Origin of the sequence: Flavobacterium panici, from assembly GCF_903819335.1 — a bacterium.
GTDB classification, from domain to species: Bacteria; Bacteroidota; Bacteroidia; order Flavobacteriales; family Flavobacteriaceae; genus Flavobacterium; species Flavobacterium panici.
Genome location: NZ_CAIJDE010000058.1, coordinates 101,869 through 126,421, shown reverse-complemented (window position 1 = coordinate 126,421; position 24,553 = coordinate 101,869). Strand labels below are relative to the sequence as shown.

Genomic DNA, 24,553 nt, shown 5'->3' with positions numbered 1-24,553 from the left:
TATGAGAAATAAGATTTTATATTTTCTATTTTTCTTTTTTCCAATGCTCATGATGGCACAGGAAAACGGAATAAAAGGAACGGTAATTTCGTCTGATGACGGAATGCCGCTTCCTGGAGCGACAGTAATTATTTCAGGAACAAATACCAGTTCGGTCACCGATTTTGATGGGAATTTTTCCTTCCCAAATGTTGCTCCAGATGCTGTACTTGTAGTTTCCTTTATAGGATATGCTCCACAATCTATTCCTGTTAAAGGTCAAAAAATGATCAATGTAACTTTAAAAGTAGATAACAACCAGCTAAATGAAGTTGTCGTAACAGGATACTCTAAACAAAAGAAAACAGATATCACAGGCGCAGTTGCCGTTGTAAACATGAAGGAAGTCATGAAACAGCCAGAGCCAAACCCGATCAAAGCTTTACAAGGAAGAATTGCCGGAGTAAAAGTATCGTCTGATGGTTCGCCAAGCGGTGGAAATACAAAAGTGGTGATTCGTGGCGTGGGGACGCTGAACAATACAGATCCGCTTTATGTAATTGACGGAATGCCGACAAAATCCGGAATGCATGAATTAAACCCTAATGATATTGAAACCATTCAGGTTTTGAAAGATGCTTCTTCAGCAAGTATTTACGGTTCCAGAGCTTCAAACGGTGTCATTATCATTACAACCAAAAAAGGAAAAGAAGGTAAAATGAGAATCAATTTCAGTACCTATGCTTCCTTTTCTGATTATTCAAGAAAGTTAGATGTGTTAAATGCAAACCAGTTTGGGCAGGCACTTTGGCAGGCAAATATTAACGACGGTTTAAATCCGAATAATAACAATTTGCGTTATCAATTTGACTGGTCGGTTAATAACAACAAACCGCAATTGAACAAAGTTTTGGTTCCGGAATATCTTGATGCACAACAAACCATTAAAGCTTCAAATACAGATTGGTATGATGCAATTTCTCAAACTGGAGTTGCCAATTCTTATGATTTGTCTGTATCGAATGCTTCTGATAAAGGAAATTATGTTTTCTCGTTAGGTTATTATGGAAATGAAGGTGTTGTAAAAACAACAGATTTCGAAAGAATTTCTGCGAGAATGAACAGTTCTTATAAATATTTTGATGGCAAATTAGTTATCGGAGAAAACTTCAGTTTAAACCGTACGAACGAAGTAACAGATCCGGGCGTGTTAGATCCTGCTCTTAGAGCTTTACCAATTATTCCGGTTCATACTGTTGACGGAATTGGTTGGGGAGGACCGGTTGGAGGAATGAACGACAGACAAAATCCGGTTCGTCTTTTAGAATATAATAAAGACAACAAATACGATTATTTGCGCCTTTTTGGTAACGCTTACGCGGATTTGGAAATTATTAAAAATCTGCATATCAAAACCAGTTTCGGAATGGATTATGGTTTTTACAAAAAACGCACGTTACAAAGAAGCTACAAATCGGGTTATCTGCAAAACGATCAGACTTCTGTAACTATCGATCAGTCAATAAGTGATAAATGGACTTGGACGAATACAGCAATTTATAGTTTAAACTTTGGAAAAAGCAATCTGAATTTGATGGCGGGAACGGAGATGTATAAAGATACTTATGATACAAACACGTTGCGTAAAAATGACTTTTTGATCGAAACGCCGGATTATATGTATCCTGATGCAGGAACAGGCGAATCGTTTACCAGCGGAACTTCTACTGTATATTCTTTGCTTTCTTATTTTGGAAAAGCAGATTACGAGTTTGATAATCGTTATTTGGTTTCGGCTACAATTCGTCGTGATGGTTCTTCTCGTTTTGGAAAAAACAATCAATTCGGGACATTTCCGGCAGTTTCTGCAGGATGGAGAATCAGCAACGAAAATTTCATTAAAAACAACGCCCCTGTTTTTTCTGACTTAAAATTAAGAGCAGGCTGGGGACAAACCGGTAATCAGGAAATAAGTAATACAGCAGTTTATTCGCTTTATCTGGCAAGTTACGCAGGCGGAAGCCCAACTTGGGCAACTTCTTTTGGAACAGCTTACGATATTGCAGGAAACGGAAACGGATTGCTTCCGTCTGGTTTTATTGCAACGCAATCTGGAAATGATGATTTGAAATGGGAAACTACTACACAAACCAATATTGGTTTGGACTTTGGTTTATTCAAACAAAAATTGAGCGGATCTATAGATTATTATATCAAGAAAACAGATGATATTTTGGTATTGCCGCCTTATTTAGGAGTTATTGGCGAAGGAGGAAACCGTTGGGTAAACGGTGCTTCTATGGAAAACAAAGGTTGGGAGTTTTCTTTAGGCTATCATGATGAAACTTCATTTGGATTGAAATATGATATTTCCGGAAACATTTCGGCAAACAAAAATAGGATTACACAATTACCGGATGAAGTAAAAAACAACTACGGAGGCGACGGACTGGATGATAATATTTTAGGGCGTCCAATTAATTCGATGTACGGATATGTTACTGACGGATTGTTTACAAGTCAGGATCAGGTAGACAACTCTGCAATTCAGGAAGGAAAAGGACTTGGTAGAATTCGTTACAAAGACTTAAATGGCGACGGAACAATTACAGATAAAGACCGCACGTGGATCGGAAATCCAAATCCGGGATTGTTGTATGGAATTAATTTAAACTTGTCTTATAAAAACTTTGATTTTACCACTTTTTGGGAAGGTGCAACAGATGTTGATGTAATTAACAATACAAAATATCAGACTGATTTTTGGAGTGTTGATGATGTCGGGTCCAATAAAGGAACACGCCTGCTGAATGCCTGGTCTCTGGATAATCCAAATTCAACTATTCCGGCATTGACAACAGTAGACAGAAATGCAGAATCAAGATTTTCAACATATTATGTAGAAAACGGAAGTTATCTTAAACTTAGAGTTTTACAGTTTGGCTACAGTCTGCCAAAAGATTTATTGAAAAAACTAAGCATGGAAAGTTTCAGGTTTTATATCAGCGGTCAAAATTTATTGATTCTTGATGCGAAAAGCTTCACAGGAGTTGATCCTGAAAATGCAGGTTTTGGATATCCACAGCCAACAACTTTTACGGCAGGTCTTAATTTTACTTTATAATAAAAGATTTAAAAATGAAAAAAATATTATATATGGCAGGATTTTTAGCGATAGGTTTCTTCGCTTCCTGTTCCGATTTTTTAGAAAATGATCCGCGTGGTGTGTTGTCAGAAGAAGATATTGTTACACCGCAGTCGGTTGAAGGATTTATGAATGCAGCTTATGCACAGTTAGGAAATGATCATTACGATTCTCCGTACAGTTTATGGCCGTTTGGAAATGTTCGTTCTGATGATGCCTACAAAGGCGGAAGCGGTACAAATGATATCCAAGATTTTCATTTTTTTGAAGTTTCAAATAATATCCGTCCAGATTTTGGAGAGTTGGACAGTTTCTGGTACATCAGTTATGTGGGTGTTTCAAGAGCCAATAAAGCGTTGAAAGCTTTGGAACAAATTTCAGAAGCCGATTATCCATTGAAGAAAACACGTATGGCTGAAATGCGTTTTTTAAGAGGACATTTCTATTTTATGCTGAAAATCATGTTCAGAAATGTGCCTTATATTACCGAAGATGTTCCCGTAGAAGATTATAAAACGATTTCAAACAAAGCACTTTCAAATGAAGAACTTTGGAAAAAAATCGCAGAAGATTTTCAAGCAGCGGCTGATAATTTGCCTGACACACAACCAGAAGTTGGACGCGCCAATAAAAAAGCAGCTTATGCGTATTTGGCAAAAACTAGATTGTATCAGGCTTATACGCAAGATGAAACATTTAAAGTTACAGGAATCAGTCAGCAGCATTTGCAGGAAGTAATTGCAGCAACGGATAAAGTAATTGGAAAAGCTTCTTTGGAACCGGATTTCGCCAACAACTTCTTACCGGGAACATACGAAAACGGACCGGAAGCTATTTTCTCGATTCAGTTTTCTGATAACGATGGAACGCTTTACGGAAGATTGAATTTTTCTGATGTTCTTTCTACACCGCAAGGTTTAGGCTGTTGCGATTTTCATAAGCCAAGCCAGAATTTAGTGAATGCTTTTAAAACCGGAGCAAATGGTTTGCCTGAGTTTGACACGTACAACAACGAAGATTTTGATTATAAAAATATTGATGCCAATACAGTTGATCCAAGATTGTATCATACTGTTGCAATGCCTGGTCTTCCATATAAATATGATCCTGAATTTCTATATGTTGAAGCTTGGGTAAGATCTCCGGGAACGTATGGCTATTTTGCTTCTTTAAAAGAAAACGTTGCTCCAAATTGCACTTGTGTCGTAAGTATTGATCCGTTTTACGGAAATTCTAAAAATAGAATTCAGATTCGTTATGCTGATGTGATTTTGATGCGTGCCGAAGCTTTGATTGAATTAGGAAGACAATCTGAAGCTTTGCCGTTGATCAATGAAATCAGAGAAAGAGCCGCACAAAGTACAGGACGACTGCCTTATGTGAGTAATTTCAAAATCAATACTTATGTGGACGGAAGCAATTGCAACTGGACGCAGGATTTTGCCCGTAAAGCGTTGCGTTGGGAACGTCGTTTAGAATTGGCAATGGAAGGAAGCCGATTCTTCGACCTTGTCCGTTGGGGAATTACAGATCAGGTGATGAATGATTTTTATGCTAAAGAAAAAACAAAACGTACGTATTATCAGGATGCTTTTTTTGATGCGCATAAAGAAGAATATTGCCCAATTCCGTTGAAGCAAATTAATTTCAGCCAGGGATTGTACAAACAGAATCCAGGTTATTAATCTTTAAAAATCAGCAATATGAAAAAAGCTTTAAATAAATATTGGACCAAAGTGTCTATAGTATTGGCAATGATTTTTATAATTAATGCCTGCGAAAATAGTTTTGAAACTGGCGGATTTGATGTGAGTTCGCCTTCAAATGTACTTTCATTCAAATTAAATGGAGTTTCAGGAAACATTGATCAGACAACAGGAAAAATTACTGTTGTAATGCCTTACGGATCTGACATAACAGCTATAAAACCGGAAGTTGTTTTTGTCGATGGCGCAACATCAAATCCGGAATTAAATTCGGCTATGAATTTTACAAATCCAGTAAAATTCAGAGTAGTTAATGGCAATTTATACAAAGATTATACGGTAACCACAACCGTTTTAAGTCCGATTAAGAGTTTTACGATTAATGGCATTGCGGCAACGATAAACGATATTAGTAAAACCATTAATATGACGCTTCCTGAAAATACTGATTTGACAGTGCTTAAACCCGTAATTGAAGTTACAATGGGCGTTACAATTTCGCCAGCTTCAGGAGCAACCGTTGATTTTACGAATGCGGTTACTTTTGTAATAACATCAAATGGTAAAAGCGTTAATTATACAGCAAATGTTGGAGTTCCAGTTACAGGATTAACAGTTGCATTTTTAGGAACTGCTGCTACAAGATCAGGAATTACAAATATGGATGAAGTTACAGCTTCAAACTGGTTGTTTGATAATTTCCCAGGAGCAAAATATATTTCCTTTGAAAGTATACAAAATGGTGCCGATTTAAGTGATATCGACGTCATTTGGTGGCACTTTGATTCGGCTGCAAATTTACCTTCTGTGGCTTATAATCCTGCGGTTACAAACGCATTGAAAAATTTCAGAACAAATGGCGGAAACTTGCTTTTGACTTCTTTTGCTTCGCAATATGTCGATGCTTTAGGAATTGTTCCGTCAGGAAAAGGACCGAATAATGTTTTTGGTGATTTTCCTCCAAATGGATTTGTAGATGGAAATTCATGGGGAATGTCATTTGTTGGTCATGAAGGTCATCCAATATTTCAGGGTTTAACCACTTTTGAAGCTGGAAAAGCCAATTTATTACAAAGCGGAACTTTCAGATTAAACCATACAGCGTGGTGGTTTTTACCGGAATGGGGAGGCTACAATAATGGAGAAGGCTGGAGAAACCAAACAGGAGGAACCAATCTGGCAAGTGAAGCCTGGGATAATGAACTGAACGGAAGAGTAACAATTGCAGAATTCCCGAACACGAGTACAAATAAAAATGTAATTGTTATTTCTATGGGAGCTTACGATTGGTACAATGAAACCAATAGCAGCGGAGTGCCAAGTCAGGCAAACGAGTTTATTACAAACATTAAACTGCTGACACAAAACAGTATCAATTATCTAGCGGCAAAATAATCCACCTTGAATTTAACTAAAATGAAATATAGAAATATAATAACAATCGCCTTCGTTTTCTTTTCACTGGCTTCATGCAGTCAGGATGAAACGTATATTGGAGGTTCGATTTCAGGAGGAAATTCTGAAATAACTAATGTTTTTCCTGTTCCGCCCGCGCAATGGATGGGCGCAAACGACCCATATTACAGTGCGGGTTATACCGGAGATATTATGCCTTTTTTCGATAACGGAAAATTTCATATTTACTTTCTACATGATGCACAGAATAAACCTGCTGGAAAAGGGTTTCATGATATTCATGAATATCAAAGTACAGATTTGGCGCATTTTACTTATGAAGGTCAAACCATTCCATATGGTACAACGCTTGAACCTGATTTTGCTATTGGCACAGGATCAGTTGTCAAAGTGGGCAATCTTTATTATTTCTATTATACAGGGCACAATGAAAATCCCGTTTTTGTTCAGTCGAATGCGAGAGAAAGTGTGTTGTGTGCAACAAGTGGAGATTTGAAAAACTGGACAAAAGTTCCTTCTTTTAAAATTACAGCTCCGGCGGGCTACTACAATTATGATTTCAGAGATCCGCATGTGTTTTATAATGATGAATTGAAAAAATATTCCATGTTAGTAAGTACACAGACAGAACCTGGAAGAAAAGCCGTTTTGCTGCATTTTACAAGCGCAGATCCTGCATCAGGAAAATGGGATGTTCAAGCTCCGATTTATACGACAACTCCTGAAGATAATTATCTGATGATGGAATGTGCGGATATTTTCAAAATGGGAAGCAATTGGTATTTAATTTTTTCTGAGAATTGGAGCGGAAACAAAGGAACGCATTATAGAATTTCATCATCAATAACTGGTCCATGGACAAAACCGGAAAATGACAGAATTGATGGAGAATACTTTTACGCAGGAAAAACGGCTTCTGACGGAAATAAAAGATATGTTTTTGGATGGAATGCCAGAAAAACGCCTGAGAATGATTTAGGAAATAAAGATTGGGCGGGGAATATGGTCATTCATGAATTAACTCAGAATTCAGATGGAACTTTAGGAACTCAATCGCCGAAGTCGGTTAAGGATTTGTTTTCGAAAAAGAATGCTACTGCAGAAGTAGATGAGATTACTTCTAATGCAACAGCTAACAATGGAACTTATTCTTTGTCCGGAGAAACAGAAAAAGCAATGGTTACTTTTAAAAGCGTTGGAAAGAAAGTCAAAATAAAAGCCGAAGTTACTTTAGCGAAAGCTAGTGGAACAACTGGATTTGTTTTTCATACCAATGATACAGGAAGTTATTATAAAGTGGTTTTGGATATTGCTAATAGTAAAATAAGCGGTTATAATTCGGCTTCGCAGGAAGTAACCCGTTTACCATATGCATTTCAGACGAATGTAAAATATGATGTTGAAATAATTACTGAAGGAAGTGTTGTCGTAGTTTACATCAACGGAAAAGCAGCGCTCACAAATCGCGTTTACGGAAGAGACAAAAATAAATGGGGTTTAATTGCTGAAGGACAAACGAGCACAATCTCGAATCTTCAGATAACCCAGCCTGAATAAGAACAATAATAAAATATTTTAGAATGAATAACGGAAAAAACCTTAAGGCGGTGGCATACGGAGAGGTACTTTGGGATGTTTTTGCCAATGAAAAAAAGATTGGCGGAGCACCATTGAATGTAGCCTTGCGAATGAAAACGCTGGGTTGCGAAGTAGCTATGATAAGTTGTGTAGGCAATGATGAAGACGGGAGAGCAATAAAAGAGCAAGTGAAACAACTGGGACTTGAAACGGATACAATTGTAGTTTCTGAAGATTTTCCAACTGGTTTGGTCAACGTAACCTTAAATGAGCGCGGATCGGCAAGTTATGAAATCAGTTACCCGTCTGCATGGGATAAAATTGAATTGAATGATTTGGCGAGGAATTCAGTTGCTAATGCGGATGTTTTAATTTATGGCAGTTTAGTTTGCCGTGATGAGGTTTCAAGGCTGTCACTGGAAGAAATGCTGCAAAAAAAAGTCTACAAGGTTTTTGATGTGAATTTAAGAAAACCACATTATTCGTATGAAATGCTGGATCGCCTCATGCAGTCAGCGGATTTTATAAAGTTTAATGATGAGGAATTATTAGAAATTACTGCAGCTATGGCTTCGCCATTTACAAGTCTGGAAGACAATATGAATTTTATAGCTGAACGAAGTAAAGTAACGGGAATGTGTGTAACGAGAGGCAAACACGGAGCCTTGCTAATGTGGGAAGGCCGACTTTATGAAAATGAGGGATATCCTGTTGAAGTTGCTGACACCGTAGGTGCCGGAGATTCATTTCTCGCGGCTTTGATAGCTTCATTGTTAAGTGGAAAAGAACCTCAGTATTCAATTGATTTTGCCTGTGCAGTAGGTGCATTAGTAGCTGAATCTCCTGGAGCGAATCCCGAAATTTCACTTTCCAGAATTGAAAAAATGATGTTAAAAATGAAAATTTAACTTTGTATGAAATTTAAATGAAATATGTGTTATCTAAAACAAAATTCTTGCAATTGGCCTTGTTAACAGCAATAAGTTTAATATTGCTTATTAGTGGTCTTATCTATTTTTTAAAATCCGATTTTTATTAAATGCATGGAATTTTGTTTAAGTTTTAATTACTTACTTAAATATTCGTTTTTTAAAGTAAAGCCTGATATCTTTTTAGATATTAGGCTTTTATCGTAATATTATAAAATTTGGAAGCAAATACATGCAGGATATGCACTGGATTTTGGAAAGGTAATATACGCCGAGAAGAAGGAAGGTAGACTGATTTTGTATGCATAAATGAAACTTTCGGGCGAAGCGTGGCTGGAATTTAAAATAATCAACAATACCTTATATCAGGATGCTACTTTTAAACCACTGGGACTTATAGGTAAAATATACTGGTATTCTGTCTTGCCGTTTAACGGTTTTATATTTAATGGAATACTTAAAAAAATAATTTAGGGGTTCGGTGAGGATAATTTAATACAGTTTCGAACCTAACCTCGTTAACACTTGAATTTGTTTACTTTCTATTTCCGAAAACACTATACGCCATCATTCTGCCACAATAATAAAAGTGTTTCATTTAAAGCTTGTGTAAAAAGTAAAAATCACGCCCTCAAATTCATTTATTCTGTAGGGCGTAATTCAGTTTTAAAAAAATAATCTCTAGAATTTTAATTTGAGAAAGAAGCATTTTTAACTAAATTGCTTCAGGGCTTGCAATAATTTTTAGGAATCCCAATCCAGTATAATTTTACCAATATGGCTTCCTTCTTCCATGCATTGATGAGCGTTTATAACATTCTGGTACGAAAATGTTTTGTAAATAACGGGCTTGAATTTTCCATTTTCGATTAATGGCCAGATGTTTTGGAATACTTCTTTTGTTAATCGTTTTTTGTAGTTATAATCTCTTGCGCGTAGTGTACTTCCGGAGATCGTGATTCTTTTTACCATTAACTGCCAAATATCAAGTTCTACGTCTTTTCCATTCTCCGCATTAATATGAATAAGTCTTCCGTCTTCGTTTAAGACGTTGAGATTTTTTTGAAAATAAGGTCCGGCTATCATATCAAGAATTACATCTGCGCCTTTGCCTTTTAAAATTTCTTCGAAATCCTCTGTTTTATAATTAATAGAAAGATCAGATCCCAATGCATCACAATACTTTGCTTTTTCCTCTGAACCAACTGTTGTAAAAACTTTTGACCCTAGAGCATGAGCAATTTGAATAGCTGTAATTCCGATACCGCTGCTACCTCCGTGAACTAATAGGGATTCACCAGCTTTGAGTTTGCCTCGATCAAAAATATTAGACCAAACTGTAAATACCGTTTCAGGCAGACTTGCCGCTTCTACAAAATTTAAACCCTTAGGAATAGGCAGGCACTGACCTTCTTTAACAGCAACATATTCAGCATAGCCACCCCCGGCAAGAAGGGCACAAACACGATCTCCTTTTTTCCATTGCGTAACTTCAGGACCGCATGCTGCAATTATACCAGACACTTCAAGACCCGGAATTTCATTAGAAGTGCTATCTGGAGCCGCATATTTTCCCTTACGCTGGAGAATGTCACTTCGGTTGATACCAGATGCTTTTACTTGAATTAACACTTCATTTTTAGAAGGAATTAAATCAGTAACTTCCGTTAGCTGCAAAACTTCAGGACCTCCAAATTTTGTGATTGTAATAGCTTTCATAGTCTAATTTGTTGAAAAGGTAGATTATATTTTCCAAATAAAGCTTTGTTCTCAATGCTTTTTGCAAACAGAGGTGTTTCTTCGTGGTTGTGGGTGTCAGAGGCTTCTTGTCTTGCTTTTGCAGCTTCCGCTAAAGAAATTCCGTTTTCTTTGATGAAATTTAAAAATTCTGGTGTAGCTGTTGCATGAATGGTGTTGGTGAATTTGGAAGTTTTGTCGTCGATTCTTTCTGCTTTTAATTCCCAAAGAACCTGTACTTTAGATCTTCCGCTCGCTGTAATAGTATCAGAAATAGATAACATGCGGCAATAATCGGCACGATATTCATCAAAAATATAGTGCTGTACAACAAGTGCAGTTCCGACGTATTCTACATTGATAGACATTGGTATCCCTTCAAAATTTGAAGTAATTCCCGCTGCAATATGGTTCACAGAACAGCGCTGGTATTCGGCATCTGGCAGATTTAGAAGCCAGTCTGCTATATTGATTTTTTCAATTGGGGCATTCATTATTGCTGAAACAATTGAAGCTGATAATGCATTTTCGGGTGTTTGTACGATTTCCATCTTTTCTATTTTTAAATTAATTTATGTCAAAGTTCGACAATGTAAACCAATCGTGGAAATGGTATTTTTAGATGTAAACGATCGAAATTTTCGATTTATAATAGTATTTTTATAAAAAAATTAGAAAAGATGGAACTTCGTCAATTAAAATACTTTGTCCGCGCGGCAGAACTTTTAAATTTCACTCAGGCAGCCGATGATCTATATATTACTCAAAGTACATTATCACATCAGATAAAAGAATTAGAAACGTCACTAAATGTTCTTCTTTTTGATAGAATAGGGAGGAGAGTTAAACTGACAGAGTCAGGAGAAATAATGCTTGAATATGCGCGAAGAACGATTCGACAGGCAGAAGAAGCAAAACAGGTTTTAATGGATTTGAATAACCTTAAGACAGGAAAAATAATTATTGGATCCACTTACGGTCTTGTAAATTTACTATTGCAATCAGCGACGGAATTTAATGAGGAATTTCCCGATATTCAGATCCAGATTGTATTGGGTTCTACATCAGATTTAATGCAAAAAATACGCTCGTACGAAATTGACTGTATGCTTTCATTTATGCCTTCGTCTGAGGATAATCAGCTTGATGTGATGCGTCTTTTCTCTGCGAATCTTTCATTGATTCTTCATACATCACATCCGTGGAGTAAGCTTAAAAAAATCACATTTCAAAAAATTGCGGAATTACCTTTAGTGCTGCCTTCGCAAAGTTACAGCATCAGGAATTTTCTGGACGAAACACTTCTAAAAAATAATATGCAATTAAAAGCAAAAATAGAAATCAATGATATTCACAGTTTATTGGATCTGGTTAATTCAAAAAAGTGGTGTACCATATTAATGGATACTTCCTTGTTTCATTTTCCGGAACTTGTTGCGGTCCCAATTGAAAGTAAAAATATTACTCGTGAAGCAACTATTACATTTCCTTCTGGAATTTATCGCAAAGCGTCACTTGTATTTTTTCAAAATTTAATCATGAAAAAAATGGTAATGCATAATTTAGTTTAAAAAAACAAATCGCTCCGCCATTAGAGCCTTTTTTAGAAACCCTTTATATTGCTGAGGTACAGCTTTTCTCATTATGATGTGCCATGATTCTGCTACAAAATTTTGACGTATAATATCTTTTTAAAAAACCGGATTAACTTTTTATGGCAAAAAATGGAGGCAACTCCAATTTATAATTGCGTCAAAAACTGAGGCAACTCCATAACACTATTATTTTACTTTTACCACAACCTTTCCTTTTGCATGTCCGCTTTCCATATAATCAAAAGCATCATTGGTCTGCTCAAAAGGAAAAATTTTATCTACAATTGGTTTAATAATTTCTGAGGCAAGTAAATCAGCAATTTGTTCTAATTGTCTTCCGTTCGCCTTCATGAATAAAAAGGAATAATTAACATTTAAATTTTTAGCCCTATTACGGATTTTCAGGCTGGTCAGCCAAATAATGAATCGTATTATTGCTGATGCGCCTATTGATTTTGCAAACTCTGGAGTTGGAGGTCCAGAAATTGAGATAATACTGCCTCCCGGTTTTAAAATTGTCAATGATTTTTCAAGTGTTTTAACATCCTGGCTGTTAAGTACCACATCATAATCTTTAAGAATATTTTCAAAGTTATCCTTTTTGTAATCTATTATAATATCAGCTCCAAGGGCTTTCAGCATGTCAAAATTCTTTTCGCTGGCTGTCGTGGCGACAAATGCCCCAAGATGTTTGGCAAACTGAATTGCTATTGTACCAACTCCGCCAGAACCTGCTTGAATAAAAACTTTTTGGCCTTTACGAAGTTTCGCTTTTTCGACGAATGCCTGCCATACAGTTTTTTACAGTAATGACTTATTGGTAAAACAGATCAACGAATAAAAGTATGACCGCAGAGACAATAATAAATCCAAGATTAAAATCTATTGCTGAATTTTTAGATGGTAATCATCATTTCATAATTCCCTCTTACCAAAGAGGATATAGATGGGAAGAAAGACAGATTATAGATTTGTTAAATGATATCTATGAATTCCAAGAAGATACAAAGAAAAAAAACGATAATAAAATTGGAGAATTTTATTGCTTGCAGCCAATAGTTGTCTTAAAAAAAGACGATAACAAATGGGAGGTCATTGACGGGCAGCAAAGATTAACGACAATTCTAATTTTGTTGTCATCACTTAAAGGTGCATTACGTCTTTTAAAACTTCCAACGACTCTTTTTTCATTAGAATACGAAACAAGAGAAAAGGAAGAATTTAGCAGTAAAGAATTTTTAGAGAATATTACTTCAGTTACTACTATTGACAAAGCAAACATTGATTTTTACAGAATGAGTGAAGCTTTTTTAATAATTAAGAAATGGCTAGAGAATGACGATATAAATCTTGGGGATTTCTGTAATACGTTATTAAAAAACGATTTTGAAGATTTATTTGACCACGCAAATAATGTCCGATTTATTTGGTATGAGATTGATCCGAGAGGAGATACACCGAATGTGGCCTTTGCAAAATACAATCAAGGAAAAATTGATCTAACTAATGGAGAATTAATTAAAGCGATATTCTATTTGTCCGAGCAGTCTATGAATGATAGGGAGAAGAAAAAGTATCAATTAAAATTAGGATATGAATGGGATGATATGGAAAATACACTGAGAAAAAAAGATTTTTGGAGGTTTATAAATCCAAATAAATTTTATACTAATCATATTGAATTTATTTTTGAGTTAATTGCCGATAAATATATTGATAAAACAGATTTAAAACTGAATAAAGAGATTGATACTCTATGGTCATTTTATGTATTTAATGAGTTAATTGCAAAAAATATCGCAATATATGATGATAGATACAATAGCGCTAAAGATTTCCTTTGGGACGAAGTAAAAACATATTATAGAACTTTTGTAGAATGGTATGATGACAATATATACTTTCATTTAATTGGTTTTCTTCTTCACATAGATAAGAATATCGAATCAGTTAAAAATTTGACCGAGAGCCATACAAAATTAGAATTAGAAAAGGAACTGGAAATCCTCATTAAAAACCATTTCAACGAAATTGATTTAGAACAGATAGGATATGATTACAACCCTAAAAAAGCTAAGGAGTTACTATTGCTTTTTAATGTTATTTCAACAATGAATAGCGGGTATAATCGTTTTGCATTTTATCTATTCTCAGAAGGACAATGGAGTTTAGAGCATATTCATGCACAACAGTCTGAAGAACTGAAAAGTGAAAAACAAAAGAGGCAACTTTTAATGGAACAAAAAAGATATTTTTTAAGCCACGAAAAATTACAGTTTCTATCAAAAATTGAAGCTATTTTACAGCTTACAAAAATTAATCAAGAACAGTTTGATGCGATCCAAACAGAGTTATTTAGTGAGTATTCAGATTCTTCAACTATTCACTCAATTAAAAATCTCGCTTTATTAACTGTTCCAGATAATTCATGTCTAAACAAGGAAGCAATTGGATTTAAATGATAAAGATGCATCTGGCAGTTATAGAGTAAAAGAATTTCCTCAAGAGTACGGCTATGATTTAAAGAAGGCTTTGGAAGAATTGCCTATAAATTCTTTGGATCAATTACAGGTTGGGGAAATCTTGAGATCTTTAAAAAATGGAGGCAGAGAGCTGGTTAAATTAGAAAGAAATGGCAGTTCCCAAAATTTTTATGTAGAAGCTAATCCTCAAAATAGAGGGCTTTTGATCCACAATGAAGATTTAAAAAAAGTATTGCTTTCGGATCTTTTAAATCAAAATTCCAAAACTTCAAATAAGCAAGCAAAGTATGTAGCGATACAGTCTTCTCAAAGACAATATAGAACAGCTAAAAGTAAAAGTTTATAAATTATTCAAAATGGAAAATTTAAAACCGCTATCGGACTTTTTTAAAGCAATTGAAAATGATTTTCGAATAAGCTCGACACATATTGCTATTTACATGTCTCTGCTTCAGTACAGGACGCAGAATCAGTTTGTAAACCCAATACAGGTCTATAGACATGATATAACACCAATAGCAAAGATTTCCTCTCCGCATACTTACCACAGATGCATCCAGGAACTGAGTGATTATGGATATCTTAAATACGAGCCTTCGTTTAAGAAAACACAAGGAAGCAAGATTTACTTTTACGATTGCACATAGATAAATAACCATGAAAGCCCGTAAAGGGCTTTTATTATTTAATTAAATGATGATGGAAAATGAAGAAGAAAAAATGAGAGGAAAAATAACTCCAGAGAAAGCTATGCAAATGTTAAACTCTGAGGGTATGAATGTTACAATTGAAGAAGCAACTGAAATTTTGCTATTTTTACGAAAATTGGCCCATGCGGTCGTTTCAAAATTTTTAGAATCATGAGTATTATTGCAGATTTATACATTCGTGTAAGCACAGACGAGCAGGCTGAGAAGGGATATTCACAAAGAAATCAGGAAGAGGTCCTACGTAAGTATTGTTCTATAAATTTTATTGAAGTTCGTAATGTTATTTATGAAGATCATTCAGCCAAAACCTTTAATAGACCACAATGGAATAAATTACTTCTTAATCTTAAAAGAGAAAAAAACAAATGCGACTTTGTCTTATTTACAAAATGGGACAGGTTTAGTAGAAATGCTGGTGACGCATACCAAATGATAAGTGTTCTACGAAAACTTGGAGTGGAGCCACAAGCTATCGAACAGCCTCTTGATTTATCTATTCCGGAAAATAAGATGATGCTTGCTTTTTATCTCGCTGCCCCAGAAGTAGAGAACGACAGACGGGCTTTGAATACTTTTCATGGAATGCGAAGAGCTAAAAAAGAAGGAAGATATATGGGAACTGCTCCCTTTGGTTATGCAAATAAATCAAAAGAGGACGGAACTAAATATATTGCTCTTGTAGAGCCGGCTGCATCAGTAATGAGATGGATATTCGAAGAAATTGCAAGAGGAGTGTTTAACACCGAACAGGTTTACCATCTTGCATGCAGAAGAGGTTTTACAAGAACCAAAAGCAATATGTGGGGTTTAATTCGAAATCCAATTTACTGTGGTAAAATTTTTGTCCCCCAATATAAAGATGAAGAAAGCATGTTAGTTACAGGACAGCATGAGCCTTTAATCTCGGAAGGTCTTTTCTATAATGTTCAGGATATTTTAGATGGAAAATCCCGTATTTACAGACCTAAAATTAAAACAGTTGTAGAATTTCCGCTCAGAGGATTTTTTAATTGTCCAAAGTGTCAAAAAAAGCTTCAGGGAAGCAAGTGTAAAGGTAGACATAAACACTACTATTATTATCATTGCGAAGCCCAGTGTAAATTTAGAATCAATTCTGAAATAGCCAATAAATTATTTATTGATGATCTAAAAAAATACCAGCCAATACCAGAGGTCAAAAAAATATACACATCTGTAATATTTGAAACTCACCGAGAATTGGCTAATAATGCTGGTGAACAGAAACGACGACTTTTAGAACAGATTAAAGATTATGAACTTCGATTAAGTAATGCAAGGGATCTTCTTTTAACATCAAAAATAGATTCGGATGATTATAAATTAATGAAGGATGACTATAGTGCACGAATTACAAACCTTGAAAGGGAATTATCCTCCATAGCAAAAGATAGACACAGCATCGAATCCCTTTTAAATAAAGGAATTGAGAACTTAATTAAATGAATGTGGCTTATGCGGATATGGATCTTTCGGAAGCTCGAAGCTTAATAGGTTTGGTTTATCCTGAAAATTTTACGATTCGTGAAAATAAAATACAAACCGCTAGAGTGAACAAAATTGTAGAGGGTATTTATATGATTAACAAGGAGTTAAAGACAAAAAAAAATGGGACAAAAGATGATTTTTATCTTTTGTCCCATAGAGTGACCTCGACTGGATTCAAACCAGTAACCTTCTGAGCCGTAATCAGATGCGCTATTCAGTTGCGCCACGAGGCCTTTTTGCTTGGTTCAGCTAATTTTCGTAGCTTTGTTGAACGCTGTTTGCGGGTGCAAATATAGAGATAAATGTGAGATAAACAAGCAAAAAAATACAGAAAAATAAAAAAAAATGAAGATTGAAAATTATATACGTGATATTCAGGACTTTCCTAAAGAAGGAATTTTATTTAAAGATATCACTCCGCTCTTAAATGACGTTGAAGCAAGGCAAGAATGCTTATCTATTTTGGTAAATTCTTTAAAAGGACAGAAAATTGATAAAGTAGTAGGGGCAGAAAGTCGTGGTTTTTTCTTCGGAATGTTATTGGCGCAAGAACTAAATGCAGGATTTATTCCGGTAAGGAAACCTAAAAAACTGCCTTATGAAACGATTTCAGCTTCATACGCATTAGAATATGGAACGGACAGCCTTGAAATGCATACCGACGCTATTCGAAAAGGAGACCGCATATTAATTCATGATGATGTTCTGGCAACTGGCGGAACTGCAAAAGCGGTCTGTGAACTGGTTGAAAAGTTAGGTGGTGAAATTGTACAATGTAATTTTTTAATGGAACTGACTTTCCTTAACGGAAGAGAAAAAATCAAAGAGTTTCCAGTTTTTGCCGCGCTTTCTTATTAATTAAACAAACTCGTTGGTTATATAATTAATAAAAAATCATTTAACACATAGAAACATAGGCTTTAAATGCATTAAAAGAATATAAAAAGAAACATGTTTCTAAAACATAGCTGTCTCTGTGTGTTTAAAATGAGTGAAATGCCTTTTTTCTGAGTGCTAAATCTATGTTTCTATGTGTTAAAATAACTACGCCCAAAAAGTTTAAATAAAAACAATTTTATGTTTAACAGCGTACAAAACTAAACCTATTCTCGTTTTTATCTCTAACTTATCAAATAAAGATTCCCTGTAACCGTCAATGGTTTTAGGGCTTAAACACATTTCTGAGGCGATTTCTTTATAAGTCATCTCCGTGCAGGCATGTTTTATAAAAACCAGTTCTTTTTCCTTTAAACTGATTTTTTTATTATCGCTGTTGACTTTGTTAACGAGCATTGCTGAAACTGATTCGGTAAAATAATAACCTTTTTCGATAACGCATTCAATAGCTTCCTTAAAAATTTCGGGTGATGTATCTTTCAATAAATAACCTTTTGCACCGTTTGTAATCATTTTTATAATGATTTCTTCATCGTCGTTTACAGAAAGTGCAATTACTTTTAAATCAGGTCTGTTTTCCTTAACCCATTTCATGGTGCTTAAACCGTCTAAAACGGGCATATTAACATCTAATAATACCAAATCGATATTAGTATCTGGATTTTCCTGAAGGTAGGAAATAAACAACTTTCCGTTTTCAAATCGCTCGATAACATCGTAATCTCCAAAACTTTTAATTAAAAGTTCTAATGATTGGGAAAAAAGCTGATGATCGTCGACAATAATAATTTTACTTTTAGTATTCGGTTTCATTGGTTGTGGTTAAAGGGTATTCTAAAGTTACGGTTGTTCCTGATGAATCTGATTCCATGATTAATTGAGCTCCAATAAGTTTAGCCCGAAGTTTCATGTTAGTTAATCCTTGTCCGGAATTTGCTTTAAGAGGATCATAGCCAATTCCGAAATCCTTTAATTTTAATTGAAAAAGGTCTTCAGTTGTTACAATATTTACCTCATATAAATCGCTGTGGGAATGTTTTAAACTATTGTGTAAAGCTTCCTGAAAAATCCTGTAAATGAATAAATCGTGTTCTTCACTTATATTGGGAATTTCTCCAGTTAAATTATAGCGGTACTGAATTTTTCTAAGTTTTTTTATACGTATTAAATCCTGTTTTATAGCTTCAATAAAGTTGCTTTGCAGTAAATTATCTTTACTAATAATGCGCGATAAAATCCTGAGTTCGTCAAGTGCTTTTGCAAGTACATTTTTAAGATCTTTTAATTCTTCTACCTGAATACTTTTACTGCTTATAGACATATTAAGCTGCATGATTCCAACGGATATAATCTGGCCAATATTATCATGAAGTTCTTTACTGATTTCAGAAAGTGTCTGATCTTTAATTTCGATGCGGGTTTTTACCAATTCCGATTGGAAATACATCTCAGATTCCATTTTTTCGACCAGATAGCTGTTCTTCTTCTTTAAAAAATAAAAGAAAAGTACAAGTACAACGGCCAGTAAAGTAAAAAAAACAATACCTAATGAAATTACTAATAGTTGTATTTCTTTTCGCTCCATAAAAAACCTATAATATAACAACTATGTGCTAAAAAATTTAAGATGAACAATACTAAACTAAATACCGATTCGTCTTGTTTGATAAGAAACCAATTGATGGCTAACATAAAAGGCGTAAAAGGAACGTGGAAAACCAATATTCCTAAAATGTACCAGAAAAAAACAGATCGTTTGAAATTTAAAATTTTGTCTGAATTAAAAATCTCCACCAAATATAAGCAGGATAATATTAATACTAACATTACACCTATGGCAAAACTGTATGTAAAGGAACGATTTGTATCTTCTTTAAAATAAATAATATTTAAAAAGAAGGAAACAATAAACAGAATTAAAAAGTAAACTGCCGTCATTCTGTAATTTATCTTCGACAAAAGACTTCGGAGCAGTAATATATAGGCAGAAAAGCTGACAAACATATAGAAATTATAGACATAATAATTTAATAAGCCTGTCAAATAGGTAAAATAATATCCCACTAATTCGATTAGTGCAGAAAAAAAGATTAAAATTACTAAAAATTTAGCTTTATTACCAGGTAATTTATGCATTGAAATTAATCCGATGCCTCCTGATAATAAAGCTAAATAAATGATATACGATCTTAAAAATTCAAACATATTTTTTATTAATAGATTAAGCTTGGCGGTCTGCCGATATTACCGTAATTCATAGGGTCAAGACTTTGAATATCAGCTGGAGCTGATTCTTGCACCATGGCAAAGCTTTGAACTTTTGCGGTATTATCTTCAACTTTTTTTCCTGTTGGAACCAAGAATAGGGTTGTTAATCCGGCTTTTTCGCCGTGTTGTTCATCATCTGGATATACACCAAAATAAAAACGTATTCCATCTACGTTATATCCGTCTTGTGCGCCATGGGTTTTAATATAGTGTATATAACTTTCTAAAGCTTCTAATGAATACCAAACAGCATTTGCATCTTCTTTCTTAGCGCGTTTACCAGTTAAGGAAGCCGCTTTTTTAGCATTGTAGTTAACATTTAATTGTTTTGCAAATTCTTTCGATATTAACTGATTCGGTTTTGCGGGAGGATTTTTCATTGTTTTTTTAATTTAATTGGTTACTGGTTTAGTTTACTGTTTTTTTAATTGTAGACGACAAAATTATTTGATGCCTAAAAACAACGCAAGGGGAAAAACACCCTTTTTTTACAGGTAAAATTATCTAAAAAAACGGGTTAAAATACGGCTTAATACTATTTTGTAATTAAATAATTTTACGATGTCAATTTTTAGGAATAAGAACGGATGCTAAAAGCACATAAACAACAGTAAAGAAAATTCTTTTAGCAGAAAAAGACACAATGAAAAACTTATAACTAAAAATACATAATTAACAATTAAGATTTTAGAATCAAATTTGAAATAAATATTTTATTAGTTAGTGTTTTTGTTTTTTGGTGTTTAAGGTTTCAGGCTCGGCAGCTTGTTAATTTACCTCAAAGTCCGCAAAGGATTGCGTAAAGAAATAATGTTTTGAAGATGTGGGTCAACAAAAACATTCAGACACTTTGTGAAATTCTTTGCGAATTTTATGGTAAAACAATACTCAGGCAACCACCTGAAACCTGAAACTTGAAACAAAAAAACTTGAAACAAAAAAAAGAAACCCGACAAGTATAATACCTGTCGGGTTTGTTATTTTATAACTTTAAGATTTTATCTTAAGCTTGCGCCAAGTTCAGTTTCAAAAGTCTGTTGTAATTTAGACATGATTTTATCAATCTGAGCATCAGTAAGCGTTTTTGTATTATCCTGGATTGTAAAGCTTAAAGCATACGATTTTTTACCTTCCGGAAGTTTATCTCCCTGATATACATCAAATAAATTAATGTCTTTTAAAAGTACTTTCTCCGTTTGTCTCGCCAGGTTAAAAATGCTTTCGTAAGTCGTTTTCTCGTCGATTAATAAAGCTAAATCCCTGCGAACTTCAGGATATTTAGGAATCTCCGTATACTTAATTTTTCCTGTAATGATTTTTAAAATCAAATCCCAGTTGAAATCAGCATAATAAACATCTTGTTTGATTCCGAAATGCTTTAAAATCGATTTCTTCACGACTCCCATTTCAACCAATGTATCATTGTTGTAGCAAATAGAAGTTCCTTCTGAGAAAACATCAGACTGAACCGGAGCATTCGAAATTTTTTCAATTCCCAAACGAGCCAAAATACCTTTTGCATACCCTTTCAATAAGAAGAAATCAGTTCCTTTTTGAGGCGTTGTCCAGCTTTCTTTATTTCTGTTTCCAGAAATAGATAAAGTTAAATGTTTGTGCTCTTCGTAACCGTTTAGGTATTTGTGATAAGATTTTCCGAATTCAAATAATTTTAAATCAGAATTTCTTCTATTGATATTGTATGAAATCGCTTCAAGAGCAGAAAACAACAACGACTGACGCATTGTTGATAAATCACTGCTTAAAGGATTTAACATGGTAACATTATGTTCTTCTTTTAAAACAGTCGATAATTTTGCATAAGCAGCTGTTGTTAAAGAGTTTGCCATCATTTCATGAAAACCTTGAGAGTTTAATTGAGAAGCGATAACATTTTGTACTTTATAATCTTCTGTTCTTGGAGAATTAGCTACCGTTGCATTGAATTTTTTAGAAAACTCAATATTGTTGTAACCATAAACTCTTAGAATTTCTTCAATAACATCAATTTCTCTTTGGACGTCAACACGATACGCCGGAATAGTTAAACCTAAACCAGTATCAGAAACGCTGTTTACTTTAATATCTAAAGAAACAAGGATTTTTTTGATGGTATCTTTTGGGATTTCTTGTCCAATGATTTTAGAAACGTGGCTGAAATTCAATAAAACCGAAAAATCTTCCACTTTTTTAGGATAAACTTCTACAACATCTGATGTAATTTTTCCACCTGCAACTTCCTGAATTAAGATAGCCGCACGTTTTAAAGCATATTCTGTAATAGTTGGGTCAATTCCTCTTTCAAATCTAAAAGAAGCATCTGTATTCAATTGATGTCTTTTTGCTGTTTTACGAACGCTTACAGCATCAAAATAAGCACTTTCTAAGAAAATAGAAGTTGTTCCGTCTGTAACGCCCGATTTTTTTCCTCCAAAAACACCTGCAATACAAAGCGGGCCTTTTTCATCACAAATCATTAAATCCTCAGCATGCAATGTTCTTTCAACATCATCAAGAGTGGTAAATTTTGTTCCTTCCGGCAATGTTTTTACAATTACTTTTCCGGTAATTTTTGCAGCATCAAAAGCATGAAGCGGCTGTCCTAACTCATGTAAAACATAATTAGTAACATCGACAATATTATTTTTTGGCGTTAAACCAATTGCTTTTAAACGATCCTGAAGCCATTTTGGAGATTCGTGAACCGTAATTCCTGAAATTGTTACACCACAATATCTTGGTGCTAAAGCTGGTTCTTCAACATTAACATCAATTTTAAGTGTACGCATATCAACTCTAAAATTGCTTACAGATGGTGTAATCAATTCTACGTTTACGCCTCTTTGAAGCATTCCGGCTCTTAAATCGCGCGCTGTTCCATAGTGGCTCATTGCATCGGCACGGTTTGGTGTTAAACCAATTTCGAAAACTTCATCATCAGCAATTTGAAAAACTTCAGAAGCTTTAGTTCCCGGAACCAGATTTTCATCCAGAACCATAATTCCGTCATGTCCCGTACCAAGACCTAATTCATCTTCGGCACAAATCATTCCGTGGCTTTCCTGTCCGCGAATTTTACCTTTTTTAATAGTAAATTCAACGCCTTCTTTATCATATAAAACGGTTCCAATAGTTGCAACAGGAACTTTTTGTCCCGCAGCCACATTCGCAGCACCGCATACAATTTGTACAGGAGCTTCTAAACCAATATTTACTGTAGTAACTTTTAATCGGTCTGCATCAGGATGTTTTTCGCAGGTAAGTACGTGACCTACAACAACTCCTTCTAATCCGCCTTTAATAGACTGGTATTTCTCAACAACTTCAACTTCAAGACCCAGATCTGTCAATAATTCAGAAGTTTGCTCAGATGTCCAATCCGTTTTAATGAATTGTTTTAACCAGTTATAAGATATTTTCATGTTAGTTTTATTCTTTTATCAGGATACAAATATAAGGATTGAGAATTGTAGTAAGAAAGAATTTATTTGGTTTTTCTCCCTTAAAACATCTGTTTAGCTCAAAATAGTATGTTATTCTTTTGAGTTTTAGCTTGTTTAAATCAATTCTTCAATATGTTTTTTGATGTTTTCAGAAATCTTTTTTGTTGGAAGATCATTTTCATCATCTCCAAACGGATCTTCGATTTCCTCGGCAATAAGCTCCAAACTCGCCAAAACATAAAATATAAAAACGACAACCGGCGCTACAAAATATCCCAAACTAATAGAATATCCAAACGGAAGTGTCATGGTATAAAAGAAGATAAATTTCTTGATAAAAGCGCTGTAAGAGTAGGGAATAGGCGTGTTTTTAATACGCTCGCACGCACCGCAGATATCTGTAAACGATTGCAATTCGTCATTTAAAATGATTAACTGATCGCCAGTAATTTTCTTTGCATCATACAAATCATTGATTTTATGATACATGATTCTTTTAAGCTGATTGGGTTTGTGTTTATGATGGTCAATTTCTAAATCAACATCTTCAAAAAGTTGTTTGCTGGTATCAGCATCTTTTAAATGTTTGTGCAGAATATCAGCATATAGCGGAATAAATTTTCTAAAGAAACTCCTGTCGTTTTCGTCTTTTAAAATTGCCGAAAGTTTTATAGCCAGATTACGGCTACTGTTTACCAAACCTCCCCAAAGTTTACGTCCTTCCCACCAGCGGTCATACGCGGTGTTTGTTCTAAAAACCAGTAATAACGAAATGACAAAACCAAGCATTCCGTGCATAATAGGAATGTTGTGGATATAATCATTTTTGCCAACTTTAAAGTATTCAACTTCCAGATATCCAACGGCTGCGGCATAAACACCAATCGCAAGCATGATTGGAAATAGTTTTCTAACGGTATCTGATTTATGAAAATGGAATATGAACGTAAACCATTCTTTGGTATTATAAGAGATCATCTAAATTTTGTTTTGAAACAAATTTAAAATAAAAAATCACCTAATTTGTTGTAATATGAAAAAAAAATCTGCTGAATCTGCTGAATCTGCGAGCTGATTTTTTCCCCGCAGATTTAGGAGATTAGCAGATGAAGATGAGTTCAAACTAATGCTTTATATTTTATAGGTAAGTGGTTCTAGTTCTCT

Annotated in this window: 20 protein-coding genes, 1 tRNA gene and 1 pseudogene; 13 read left to right on the top strand and 9 right to left on the bottom strand. The window is 34.5% G+C overall.

All coding sequences use genetic code 11. The features are described 5' to 3' along the window. Position 1: 1 nt before the first annotated feature. The 6 genes and pseudogenes from FLAPXU55_RS19005 to FLAPXU55_RS18980 all read left to right on the top strand — a co-directional run. Positions 2–3,103 carry a SusC/RagA family TonB-linked outer membrane protein gene (locus FLAPXU55_RS19005; protein ID WP_180860271.1) on the top strand — a complete coding sequence of 1,034 codons (3,102 nt, stop codon included), beginning with the start codon at positions 2–4 and terminating at the stop codon, positions 3,101–3,103. A 14-nt stretch (positions 3,104–3,117) separates the two neighbouring features. Next, a complete protein-coding gene (locus FLAPXU55_RS19000) occupies positions 3,118–4,809 on the top strand; it encodes a RagB/SusD family nutrient uptake outer membrane protein (protein ID WP_180860268.1) in 1,692 nt (563 codons plus the stop codon). Between the two features lie 18 nt (positions 4,810–4,827). Further along, positions 4,828–6,225, top strand: a complete 1,398-nt coding sequence (locus FLAPXU55_RS18995; protein WP_180860265.1) for a DUF4960 domain-containing protein — start codon at positions 4,828–4,830, stop codon at positions 6,223–6,225. Positions 6,226–6,246: 21 nt separating this feature from the next. Then, positions 6,247–7,803 carry a glycoside hydrolase family 32 protein gene (locus tag FLAPXU55_RS18990; protein WP_180860262.1) on the top strand — a complete coding sequence of 519 codons (1,557 nt, stop codon included), beginning with the start codon at positions 6,247–6,249 and terminating at the stop codon, positions 7,801–7,803. 23 nt (positions 7,804–7,826) lie between these two features. Further along, a complete protein-coding gene (locus tag FLAPXU55_RS18985; protein WP_180860260.1) occupies positions 7,827–8,732 on the top strand; it encodes a carbohydrate kinase family protein in 906 nt (301 codons plus the stop codon). A gap of 246 nt (positions 8,733–8,978) precedes the next feature. Then, positions 8,979–9,227 (top strand): annotated as a pseudogene (locus tag FLAPXU55_RS18980) (DUF2867 domain-containing protein); the annotation flags it as partial. Positions 9,228–9,497: 270 nt separating this feature from the next. Here FLAPXU55_RS18980 and FLAPXU55_RS18975 read toward each other — a convergent pair. Together FLAPXU55_RS18975 and FLAPXU55_RS18970 are read right to left on the bottom strand one after the other, a co-directional pair. Further along, positions 9,498–10,472: an NAD(P)H-quinone oxidoreductase gene (locus FLAPXU55_RS18975; RefSeq protein ID WP_180860258.1), complete on the bottom strand. Its 975-nt coding sequence runs from the start codon at positions 10,470–10,472 to the stop codon at positions 9,498–9,500. Beyond that, the gene (locus FLAPXU55_RS18970; RefSeq protein ID WP_053471268.1) at positions 10,469–11,041 is read right to left on the bottom strand and encodes a hypothetical protein; all 573 of its coding nucleotides are present in this window, start codon (positions 11,039–11,041) and stop codon (positions 10,469–10,471) included. Before FLAPXU55_RS18970 ends, FLAPXU55_RS18975 begins: the two co-directional genes overlap by 4 nt. A 129-nt stretch (positions 11,042–11,170) precedes the next feature. Here FLAPXU55_RS18970 and FLAPXU55_RS18965 point away from each other — a divergent pair, with 129 nt between their 5' ends. Then, positions 11,171–12,061 carry a LysR family transcriptional regulator gene (locus FLAPXU55_RS18965; protein WP_180860256.1) on the top strand — a complete coding sequence of 297 codons (891 nt, stop codon included), beginning with the start codon at positions 11,171–11,173 and terminating at the stop codon, positions 12,059–12,061. Between the two features lie 210 nt (positions 12,062–12,271). On the opposite strand, the gene FLAPXU55_RS18960 is transcribed toward FLAPXU55_RS18965, so the two are convergent. Continuing rightward, on the bottom strand, positions 12,272–12,796 hold the full coding sequence (locus FLAPXU55_RS18960; protein ID WP_262891003.1) for a zinc-binding dehydrogenase: 525 nt from the start codon (positions 12,794–12,796) through the stop codon (positions 12,272–12,274). A 134-nt stretch (positions 12,797–12,930) separates the two neighbouring features. Between FLAPXU55_RS18960 and FLAPXU55_RS18955 the strand changes: the two genes are divergently transcribed. The 4 genes from FLAPXU55_RS18955 (at position 12,931) to FLAPXU55_RS18940 (ending at position 16,742) form a co-directional block, all read left to right on the top strand. Then, entirely contained in the window at positions 12,931–14,547 is a 1,617-nt protein-coding gene (locus FLAPXU55_RS18955) for a DUF262 domain-containing protein (protein WP_180860254.1), read from the top strand. Next, positions 14,534–14,914 (top strand): hypothetical protein, encoded by a 381-nt coding sequence (locus FLAPXU55_RS18950; protein WP_180860252.1) that lies wholly within the window; start codon positions 14,534–14,536, stop codon positions 14,912–14,914. The genes FLAPXU55_RS18955 and FLAPXU55_RS18950 overlap by 14 nt, the downstream gene beginning before the upstream one ends. A 347-nt stretch (positions 14,915–15,261) precedes the next feature. Further along, positions 15,262–15,432 (top strand): hypothetical protein, encoded by a 171-nt coding sequence (locus FLAPXU55_RS18945; protein WP_219637275.1) that lies wholly within the window; start codon positions 15,262–15,264, stop codon positions 15,430–15,432. Continuing rightward, the gene (locus FLAPXU55_RS18940) at positions 15,429–16,742 is read left to right on the top strand and encodes a recombinase family protein (RefSeq protein ID WP_235992101.1); all 1,314 of its coding nucleotides are present in this window, start codon (positions 15,429–15,431) and stop codon (positions 16,740–16,742) included. Before FLAPXU55_RS18945 ends, FLAPXU55_RS18940 begins: the two co-directional genes overlap by 4 nt. Positions 16,743–16,943: 201 nt before the next feature. On the opposite strand, the gene FLAPXU55_RS18935 is transcribed toward FLAPXU55_RS18940, so the two are convergent. After that, positions 16,944–17,017, bottom strand: a tRNA-Arg gene (locus FLAPXU55_RS18935). 112 nt (positions 17,018–17,129) lie between these two features. On the opposite strand from FLAPXU55_RS18935, the gene FLAPXU55_RS18930 reads away from it, so the two are divergent. Further along, a complete protein-coding gene (locus FLAPXU55_RS18930; protein WP_180860248.1) occupies positions 17,130–17,642 on the top strand; it encodes an adenine phosphoribosyltransferase in 513 nt (170 codons plus the stop codon). A gap of 201 nt (positions 17,643–17,843) precedes the next feature. Here FLAPXU55_RS18930 and FLAPXU55_RS18925 read toward each other — a convergent pair whose 3' ends face one another. Both FLAPXU55_RS18925 and FLAPXU55_RS18920 read right to left on the bottom strand, forming a co-directional pair. Next, positions 17,844–18,494, bottom strand: a complete 651-nt coding sequence (locus tag FLAPXU55_RS18925; RefSeq protein ID WP_180860245.1) for a response regulator transcription factor — start codon at positions 18,492–18,494, stop codon at positions 17,844–17,846. After that, complete coding sequence (locus FLAPXU55_RS18920) at positions 18,478–19,266, bottom strand: sensor histidine kinase (RefSeq protein ID WP_053471389.1); 789 nt, start codon at positions 19,264–19,266, stop codon at positions 18,478–18,480. Before FLAPXU55_RS18920 ends, FLAPXU55_RS18925 begins: the two co-directional genes overlap by 17 nt. A 42-nt stretch (positions 19,267–19,308) precedes the next feature. Here FLAPXU55_RS18920 and FLAPXU55_RS18915 point away from each other — a divergent pair, with 42 nt between their 5' ends. Continuing rightward, on the top strand, positions 19,309–19,563 hold the full coding sequence (locus FLAPXU55_RS18915; RefSeq protein ID WP_159439046.1) for a hypothetical protein: 255 nt from the start codon (positions 19,309–19,311) through the stop codon (positions 19,561–19,563). A 331-nt stretch (positions 19,564–19,894) separates the two neighbouring features. Here the strand turns inward: FLAPXU55_RS18915 and FLAPXU55_RS18910 are convergent, their stop codons facing one another. The 3 genes from FLAPXU55_RS18910 to FLAPXU55_RS18900 all read right to left on the bottom strand — a co-directional run bounded on the left by FLAPXU55_RS18910 (position 19,895) and on the right by FLAPXU55_RS18900 (position 24,367). After that, a complete protein-coding gene (locus FLAPXU55_RS18910) occupies positions 19,895–20,329 on the bottom strand; it encodes a hypothetical protein (RefSeq protein WP_053471391.1) in 435 nt (144 codons plus the stop codon). A gap of 618 nt (positions 20,330–20,947) precedes the next feature. Next, positions 20,948–23,368 (bottom strand): phenylalanine--tRNA ligase subunit beta, encoded by a 2,421-nt coding sequence (gene pheT, locus FLAPXU55_RS18905; RefSeq protein WP_180860242.1) that lies wholly within the window; start codon positions 23,366–23,368, stop codon positions 20,948–20,950. A gap of 135 nt (positions 23,369–23,503) precedes the next feature. After that, a complete protein-coding gene (locus FLAPXU55_RS18900) occupies positions 23,504–24,367 on the bottom strand; it encodes a bestrophin family protein (RefSeq protein WP_180860239.1) in 864 nt (287 codons plus the stop codon). Positions 24,368–24,553 lie beyond the last annotated feature (186 nt).